Raw genomic sequence first — 1,665 nt, 5'->3', positions numbered from 1 at the left:
CCAGTGCCGGATTAAAAATGTTATGCCCGAGTCCCCCAAATACACATTTTCCTATGGCGATGCCGAAGGCTGCACCCACAACCGGCATCCATATTGGAACGGTTGGAGGTAGGGAAAGGGCCAGCAGCAGTCCCGTCAGAATAGCACTACCATCCATTGTAAATTTTCTGCCCATGATCTTGAGGGCGAGATACTCTGTAAGTAGGGCGGACGAAATGGATGCAGTAATGACCAGTAAAACCAGGAGCCCGAAAAAGTAAACTCCAACCGCCGTTGCCGGAATGAGGGCAATCACTACCATATACATGATCTCCTCCACCGAAGTTATTCTCTTTACATGCGGCGAAGGGGATACAATCAGATTTTGCTCGGGCTTCATCTGCTCTCCTTCCCTAAAGATCTCGAACAGACCTTACCGTATCTGAGGAGTTGAACCAGAGGGATATTCGATGGACAGACATAGGCGCAGCAGCCGCAATCATCACAGGACATAATGCTATATTCAAGAGCTGTATCAAAGCTTTTCTTCCGCACCAGTGCTGCCAGTACGGTAGGCATCAGACCCATCGGACATGCCTCGATGCATTTCCCACATCTAATACAGGCCTTTTCCTCCGCTATCTTCACTCTCTGCTCGTTGAGAACAAGGACGCAACTGGTGCCCTTCACCACTGGAACGTCTTTGTATTGGGCTATCCCCATCATCGGCCCTCCGCTTATTATCTTCTTCGCCTCACCCTTGAATCCCCCACATTCTTCTATGAGATGAGAGAAAGGTGTGCCGATTCTGGCGAGCAGGTTTTTAGGTACGTGTACGTCCCCGGTAACCGTAACCACGCGCTCGACAAGAGGGATCCCCTGGTACACCGCATCGTATATCGCCTTCGCCGTTCCTATGTTGTGGACTACCACTCCCACATCAAAGGGGAGACCTCCCCGAGGAACCTCTCGATTCAAAACAGCCTTGATCAGGTGCCTTTCGTCACCCTGCGGATATTTCGTCTTGAGGGAGACCACATCGATACTACCGTTACTCAGGCTCCGGAGATAATCTAGGGCATCCTTTTTGTTGTTCTCGATGGCCAGGATAATTCTCTCAACCCCGAGTAATCCTGCCACGATCCTCGCCCCCTTAAGGATCTTTTCCCCCTCTTCGAGCATCAAGCGGTGATCTGCCGTTATGTAGGGTTCACACTCTTCTCCGTTGATGATTACAACATCTATTTTCTTCTCCTTGGGAGGGCTTAGTTTGACGTGAGTCGGAAATGCGGCACCCCCAAAACCAGCCACTCCGCATTCCCGTATTGTTTTAAGGATCTGTTCCTTTGGCGATTTTTCTGGGTCAATCCCTTTTGTTCCAACCCATTCATCTTTTCCATCAGACTCGATAATGATGCTCTGCACCTCATCGCCGGTTGGCGAGAGCTGGGTTGAGATTCCTACCACAGTTCCAGAGATACTGGCATGGATTGGTACAGACACGAAAGAAGTGGAGTCGCCTATCTTCTGCCCGGCCTTTACGTGATCCCCCTCTTCGACCAACGGTTCACAGGTGGCGCCAATGTGCTGCCGTAGAGGGATAACTGCACGCTGGGGCAATTTTGCGATTTGTATCTTTTCGGAGACCGTTATTTTGGAGTGAGGAGGGTGTACCCCGCCTCGAAA

Annotated in this window: 2 protein-coding genes; both read right to left on the bottom strand. The window is 50.7% G+C overall.

Annotated elements, in window-relative coordinates:
- A partial coding sequence (locus HW443_RS11060) for an RnfABCDGE type electron transport complex subunit D (protein WP_176238207.1) occupies nt 1-379 on the bottom strand: 379 nt, incomplete at its 3' end.
- Nucleotides 376-1,665 (bottom strand): electron transport complex subunit RsxC (gene rsxC / locus HW443_RS11055; protein WP_176238206.1); only part of this gene is annotated, 1,290 nt, incomplete at its 5' end. The genes rsxC and HW443_RS11060, both read right to left, overlap by 4 nt.

Source organism: Candidatus Hakubella thermalkaliphila (assembly GCF_013281975.1).
Taxonomy (GTDB): Bacteria; Actinomycetota; Humimicrobiia; order Hakubellales; family Hakubellaceae; genus Hakubella; species Hakubella thermalkaliphila.
Note: the sequence above shows the minus strand (reverse complement) of the source record. Positions and strands in the feature narration are given on the sequence as shown.